At 73.0% G+C, this 6,261-nt stretch carries 7 protein-coding genes; 4 read left to right on the forward strand and 3 right to left on the reverse strand.

Translation table 11 applies throughout. The features are described 5' to 3' along the window. Positions 1-34: 34 nt before the first annotated feature. The gene (locus tag ACFXKZ_RS22225) at positions 35-1,471 is read right to left on the reverse strand and encodes a hypothetical protein (RefSeq protein WP_380002641.1); all 1,437 of its coding nucleotides are present in this window, start codon (positions 1,469-1,471) and stop codon (positions 35-37) included. Positions 1,472-2,238: 767 nt separating this feature from the next. Here ACFXKZ_RS22225 and ACFXKZ_RS22230 point away from each other — a divergent pair. After that, entirely contained in the window at positions 2,239-2,646 is a 408-nt protein-coding gene (locus ACFXKZ_RS22230) for a DUF2267 domain-containing protein (RefSeq protein ID WP_380002674.1), read from the forward strand. Between the two features lie 95 nt (positions 2,647-2,741). Then, positions 2,742-3,263, forward strand: a complete 522-nt coding sequence (locus tag ACFXKZ_RS22235) for a cupin domain-containing protein (RefSeq protein ID WP_380002642.1) — start codon at positions 2,742-2,744, stop codon at positions 3,261-3,263. A gap of 30 nt (positions 3,264-3,293) precedes the next feature. Here ACFXKZ_RS22235 and ACFXKZ_RS22240 read toward each other — a convergent pair whose 3' ends face one another. After that, positions 3,294-3,740, reverse strand: coding sequence for a MarR family winged helix-turn-helix transcriptional regulator (locus tag ACFXKZ_RS22240; RefSeq protein WP_380002643.1), 447 nt, complete (start codon positions 3,738-3,740; stop codon positions 3,294-3,296). Positions 3,741-3,934: 194 nt separating this feature from the next. Here ACFXKZ_RS22240 and ACFXKZ_RS22245 point away from each other — a divergent pair, with 194 nt between their 5' ends. Further along, on the forward strand, positions 3,935-4,345 hold the full coding sequence (locus tag ACFXKZ_RS22245; RefSeq protein WP_380002644.1) for a RidA family protein: 411 nt from the start codon (positions 3,935-3,937) through the stop codon (positions 4,343-4,345). 248 nt (positions 4,346-4,593) lie between these two features. On the opposite strand, the gene ACFXKZ_RS22250 is transcribed toward ACFXKZ_RS22245, so the two are convergent. Further along, positions 4,594-6,033, reverse strand: coding sequence for an amidase (locus tag ACFXKZ_RS22250; protein ID WP_380002645.1), 1,440 nt, complete (start codon positions 6,031-6,033; stop codon positions 4,594-4,596). Positions 6,034-6,053: 20 nt separating this feature from the next. Here ACFXKZ_RS22250 and ACFXKZ_RS22255 point away from each other — a divergent pair. Beyond that, a partial coding sequence (locus ACFXKZ_RS22255; protein WP_380002646.1) for a hypothetical protein occupies positions 6,054-6,261 on the forward strand: 208 nt, incomplete at its 3' end.

A 6,261-nucleotide genomic window follows, 5' to 3' on the forward strand; every position in this document is an offset into this window, starting at 1 on the left:
AGCGACCTTTCGGGAAAGGGGAATTGACGGGCAGTCAGGCGCGGACGCCGAAGGTGGCCACGGCGGCGGCATGGTCGCTGGGCCAGCCGTTCGCGGCCGTGTCCGGGATCGGCTTGGGCCAACCGGTGACCAGGATGTGCGCCTCGTCGGCGGACAGCGGTCCGGCCGTGTACAGCGCGTCGATCCGGTCCTGGGGCTGGGCCGGGTCCACCGGCGACCAGGTGTTGCCGGGCTCGCGGACCGGGTCGCGGTGCGCCGCTCGGAAGACGTCGACGAGGCGGGCCTGGTCGAGCAGTTGGGTGACCGGCCAGCGCACCGGGCCCGTCGTGCCGTGGCTGCCGGCGGTCCGTACGGTCCAGTCCAGGTGCGAGGGCGAGGACAGCGCGGCGGCGAGCAGCACCGGGGTGTCCCGGGACGCGCCCAGGTCCGGGGCCATCGCGGTGACCAGGTTCTGCGCCTGCCGGTAGCGCAGGCTCGCCCACTCGGCCGCCTCCGCCTGCGCGGGGGTGCGCCCCCGCCGGATCCCGAGCGGCCCGTAGTCGCCCTCGTCCAGCCGCGCGTTCCACACCCGCACGGCGCGCACGCCCGGCGCCCGCACCGTGGCGGCGATCGCGGGCAGATCACGATCCTCGGGCCGCGTGTCGGCGAGCGGATACCGGCTGATCAGCGCGAGCCCTCCCGGGTCCTCGTACACCGCCCACCCCAGCGCATCGGCCAGCGAAGTGCCCAGCGTGCCGCCGGTGTCCTGGAGCGCGAGCACGTCCAGGCCCTGGGTGAGCACGAGTCGGAGCAGCTTGGTGAGCGCGCCGTCCACGTGCCGGCCCCCGTCCCAGGCGTCGAGGGTGGCCACCTTCAACACGATGCCGCGCGGGTTGCGCCGCACCGGCACCTGGACGGCGAGCTGCGACGTGGCGCCGGTCACGCCGTCGCGGCCCTCGACGGTCAGTACGCCGGGGTGGTGCGTGCCGGCGCGCGGGGCCTTCGCGATGACGGTGCCGTCGGCGCCGACGCTCAGCCAGTCGTCGCCGCCGCGGGCCCGGAACGTGACGCCCCTGCCGTTCTGTTTCCCGTCGGCCGCGGTCCACAGGCCGGCCAACCGCACCACGGTCGCCTCCCCCGCCGCGACCGCCGAGGTGGTGAGGGTGTCGACGGCGAACCGGGGCCGCGGTGGCACCGGTCGGGCCGCGAAGCCGAACGGCGCGCTCCGCGCGAGGATCGTGTAGCCGTCCTTGGCCAACAGGTAGGCGGTGTACGGCCCGTCGGTGAGCCCCTGGGTCTCCAGGGTCACCTCCCCCTCGGCGGCGGTGACGTACTTCCAGACCAGCGAACCCCCATTGCCCGGCACGCGGGCGCCGTCGTACACCCCGACCCAGTTCTTCGGGTGCGGCGCGTCGGTGGCGAAGCGGAAGGTCAGTTGATCACCCTCCTTCGGCGCGGTGGGGCGCACAAGGATGAGCGAGCTCCCAGACATGTCGTCGATTCCTTTCCGGTACGGGGAGGTGGCAGTGGTACGAGGGGCATCCGGGTGGTGCGGCACACCGACTCGGGGAGACTCAGCCGAGAACGTTCCGGCAGGCGGCGCCGCGTAGGACCACCACTCGGCAATCGCACGCCATGCCCGACCCGCGCCCGAGCGCGGCGGCGCGACCGGCCGGGACCGGTATGTCGCGGCCACGGGTGGTGGGCACGGAAGTACTCCAGGCAGAAGTCGAGTTGGCCAAACGGTTCGGCTCAGTAGGCCGGCGACCGATGTCCGGCACATGAACGCCCGCGCACACCCGAACGAGCTTCACGGGAAGACCCGGCGCACCCGAGGACCACCCGAACCCACGAGCGAGGGCAGGCGACCGGTCACGTCCCGACACCGAAGGCCACTCGGCGTGAATCCGCGGCCCGGGAAAACGACACCGGCCCGACACCCGGCGATGGAATCCGTCCTGAGATGCCGCGAATGTTCGTGCCGGCGCCAGGTGGAGAGTTAAATAGATGGGGTCACCCATGCGCGTCGGAGACCCGAGGAGGCGCGCGTATACCGACGCGCATCCGCACGCACCCGCTCCGTGAGCGGGAGCCCCGGAGGCGGCCGGTCCCGGGGTTTCCCCGACCCCCGGGCGCACCGCTCCCGCCCCGAAGCCGCGTGCACCGACCCGGGCCGAACGACGGTCCGAGGCATGGCGCCCCGTGCCCGCCGGCGGCCCCGAGCACCGCAGACCGATAGGAAAAGAAGGTCCGATGCACATGCCGATGCGATGGGAAGCATTCCTCGCGGCAGTCCGGGAACGGGGCGAATACTCCTCGCCCGAAGAGGCCGAACGTGCCATCCGGGTCGTACTCGCGCTCCTGGGCGCCCACCTGGTCGGCGCCGAACGCGCCGAACTGGCCCCGCGGTTGCCGGAGACCTGCGCGCTGGTACTGCTCAACCCGCTCCCCGCACACGAACCGCTCAGCGCGGAGCGCTTCGTCCGCGCGACCGGCGCCTGGATCGACGGCGCCACCGACGAGACCGCGCTGTGGGACGTCGGGGCGGTGCTGAGCGTGGTGGCCGACGCCGCCGGCGAAGACCTGATGAACCGCCTGCTCCTGCAACTGCCACCCGGCTACGACCTGCTCTTCGGCCGTCCTCGACCGGGCCGACCGCTCGAATGACCCAGCACGGACAAGACAAACGGACCACAGTCCGCTAAATTAAGCGGACCACGGTCCGAATACCGTTTCGGGCCTGCGCACTCTCGGGAGTCGTCATGCCACGAACGCGTACATGGGCACGGACCCGGTCAGGGAGACGTCGTCGGCGGAGCCGGGCCCTCCTGGCCGTCCTGGCCCTCGCCCCGACCCTCGGCGTGGGCAGCGTCGCCTCGGCCTCGCCTTCGGCCTCGGCCGACACCGCGCCCACCGCCGCCGCGTACGACAAGGTCGTCTACCACCACCACCGCCCCGGCGTCGGCACACCGTGCGAGGGCCTGGCCGGCTGCACGTACGTGCAACTCACCGGCGACCCGAAGACCGGCCCGTCCGAGGCGATGTTCACGCTCGAGGCGGGCACTCGCTTCGCCCCCCACTGGCACACCAGCCCGGAACACGTCGTCGGCGTGTCGGGCACCGTGCTCTGGAACGTCGAGGGCCACAAGCGCTACCGCGTCGGCGCCGGCGACTTCCTGTCCTACCCGAGCAAGGCCGTGCACTGGGGCCAATGCGCACCGGGCGCCGACTGCGTCTATTACGTCTACGACGAACTCCCGTACGACTTCCACCCGGCCGACTGACCCGCCACCGCCGACCGCGCCGAACGCCCTTCAGACGCGGGCCAGTTCGGCGTTCGCGTGCTCTGTGATCAGGGCCAGGACGCGGCCTGCGACGGCCAGATCCTCGGGGGCGATGTCGGCGTAGACGCGGGCGGAGATCCCGGCGGTCTCGGCCGTGGTGGTGTCGTACAACGTGCGCCCGGCGCCGGTGAGCCGGAGCCGGGCCGCGTCCGCCGGGTCCGCCTCGACCAGCTTCGCGGCCACCAGCTCCTCGACGACGCCGCGCACCACGGACTCGGGCTCCTTCAGCGAACCGGTCACCTCGCCGACGAGTTCGTCGCGACCGACGGCCCCGTCCGCGACGGCGACGACCCGCAGCGTGACGCTCTGGTGGAAGGTGACCCCGTGGCGGGCCAACACCCGCTCCAGCAGGGCCCGCCCGGCGTAGTGCGCCAGCGCGAGGGCGCGTGGGGTGACCGGGGATGCGGTGGTGGTCATGGTTGCTCCGTAAGTTGTCAGGCGGTCCGGGAGGGCCGGGTGTGGCGCTCGTGATCGCCGAGCCGATGACAATTACAGTACATGGCTATCATGTCCATGGCTATTATCTTTCGACGGCCGACCTCCTCAGAAGGGCCACGACCGGCCCGAAAAATCCGGTGCGCCGCCTCCGCCCGATCGCCAGACTCGCCCTCATGAGCACCGACATCACGCGCATCAACCCCGACGACCTGCACCCGACGCCCGGCTATCACCACATCGCGGTGGTGGAGGCCGGGCGAACGGCTTTCCTGTCCGGCCAGTGCCCGCTCGACCGATCCGGCGCGCTGGTGGGCCCGGACGATCTAGACGCGCAGATCGACCAGGTGGCCGCGAACGCGCTCGCCGCCCTCGGAGCGGTGAACGCCCGGCCGGAGCACGTCGTTCGCTCCGTCATCTACGTGGTCAGCGCCGACCGCGCGGTCCTCGGCGCCGCCTGGGCCCGCCTCACCCGCTCCGACCTCGGACCCGCGTTCACCACGGCGAGTACGCTCCTCGGCGTCGCGCAACTCGGCTTCCCGGGGCAGTTGGTCGAGGTCGAGCTCACGGCGGCGCTGCCCGCCTGAGCACGCTTCGCGGCGGCGGGCTGTCCGGCCAACTCCCGGACACAACCGGCAACTTGGGCGCCGCGCAGACCCCCGCGCCATCCCGCGCGGGGGTCCATCCCGACGCGATGCCGGACCTGCCGACCACGCTCCGGCTCAACCGGCTCTTCCTGCGGCGAAGGCGATCCTGATCGCGCCCGAACGTCCGGGGCTGCGGCGGCGTCGGCATCAGGCGCCGAGCACCGCCACCACGCCCCACGGCGCCGCCGTCACCCCACCGCCGGCGGCCACGGCGCCTGCTTGGGCCACGGCGCGGCCTCCTCCAACTGCGCGGCCATCCGGAGCAGTTGCGCCTCGGCGCCGAGCCGGCCGGTGAGCTGGATCGCCACCGGCAACCCGGCCTCGTCGAAGCCCGCCGGCACACTCGCCGACGGCAGTCCGGTCACGTTGAACACCGAGGTGAACCAGGTCATCTTGGCGGCGTGCGCGTACATGCTCGCCGGGTCGCTCGTGTCCAGCACGCCGAGTTCGGGTACCGGCACGCCCAACGTCGGGCTCAGCCACACGTCGTACGCCTCGAAGAACGGCGCCACCTCCCGTCCGATCCGCACCACGGTCTGCAACGCCCGCACCAGATCCGGCCCCCGCATCGCCGCCGTGCGCTCGTGGATCACCCGGGTGAACGGCTCGATGTCGTCCTCCCGCAACTCCCGGCCCAGTTCGGCCAACCGGTCCTCGATCTGAGCGTGCGTCGCCGCCGACATCACCTGCCCGAGCGCCTGCCCCGTGGCCGGTCCGTCCCACACCGGCGCGGCCTCCTCGACCCGATGGCCCAGTTCGGCGAGCAGCGCGGCCGTACGCTCCACCGCGCGCACCGCCGCCGGGTACGCGGCGACCCCGTCCACGTTGGCCGTCGCGAAGCCCACCCGCAGCCGGGTGGGCGCGGTGTCGAGTGCGGCCAGGAACGATCCGGCCGCCGGCGCCGGCAGGGCCGCGTACGGGTCGCCGGGCAGCGGTCCGGCGACCACGTCGAGCAGCGCGGCCGAGTCGCGGACGGTCCGGGTGACCGCGTGCGCGATCGACAGCGGGTAGGCCAGGGCGGACAGCCCCTGGTCGTCGGGCACCCGGCCCCGCGACGGCTTGAGCCCGAACAGCCCGCAGCAGGCGGCCGGGATCCGGATCGAGCCGCCGCCGTCGTTGGCGTGCGCGGCCGGCAGGATGCCCCCGGCCACGGCGGCGGCCGAACCGCCGGAGGAGCCCCCGGTGGAGTGCGTGGTCCGCCAGGGGTTGTGCGAGGGGCCGTGCAGGAGCGGCTCGGTACTGGCGTTCTTGCCGAACTCGGGGCTGTTCGTCTTGCCGACCACGACGAGCCCTGCCCGCCGGTACCGCGTGGTCAGCGCACCGTCCCGCGCCGCGACCGCGTCGGCGAACAGCCGCGAGCCCTGACTGCTCACCATGCCGGCCACGTCGCAGCCGAGATCCTTCACCGCGAACGGCACCCCTCGCAGCGGACCGTCGGACAATTCCCCCGCCGCCTCCGCCCGGGCCGCCGCGACACGTGTCGATACGAATGCCCGCAGCGTCGGATCACGCTCCTCGATCCGCCGCAGCACCGCATCGAGCAACTCCGCCGGCGACACCTCCCGCCGCCGAACAAGATCGGCCAGCCCCACGGCGTCGTGGTCGTCCAACAACTCACCGGTGTCCATCGCGCGCACCCTCGCTTCGCTTGACTCAATCCATCAACTGCATGATGCAATCAAGCAATCCGGAATACAACAGCCACCGCAACGAACCAGCGCGCAGCGCGCAGCGCGGGCGCGGGGTCCGGGGCGCGGTGGACGCAAGGGCGCAGCGGGCGCGACAGGCGCAGCGGGCGCGGGCGGCTCGGCGGACACGGCGGGCCCGGCAGGCGCGGCCGGCGCGGCGGGCCCGGC

Source organism: Embleya sp. NPDC059237 (assembly GCF_042754105.1).
Taxonomy (GTDB): Bacteria; Actinomycetota; Actinomycetes; order Streptomycetales; family Streptomycetaceae; genus Embleya.

Bases quoted from the DNA above. Each gene is read 5' to 3' on its own strand.
- ACFXKZ_RS22230 (WP_380002674.1), top strand. From the start codon at position 2,239: ATGCCGATGCGATGGGAAGCATTCCTCGCGGCAGTCCGGGAACGGGGC.
- ACFXKZ_RS22235 (WP_380002642.1), top strand. From the start codon at position 2,742: ATGCCACGAACGCGTACATGGGCACGGACCCGGTCAGGGAGACGTCGT.
- ACFXKZ_RS22225 (WP_380002641.1), bottom strand. From the start codon at position 1,471: ATGTCTGGGAGCTCGCTCATCCTTGTGCGCCCCACCGCGCCGAAGGAG.
- ACFXKZ_RS22245 (WP_380002644.1), top strand. From the start codon at position 3,935: ATGAGCACCGACATCACGCGCATCAACCCCGACGACCTGCACCCGACG.
- ACFXKZ_RS22240 (WP_380002643.1), bottom strand. From the start codon at position 3,740: ATGACCACCACCGCATCCCCGGTCACCCCACGCGCCCTCGCGCTGGCG.
- ACFXKZ_RS22250 (WP_380002645.1), bottom strand. From the start codon at position 6,033: ATGGACACCGGTGAGTTGTTGGACGACCACGACGCCGTGGGGCTGGCC.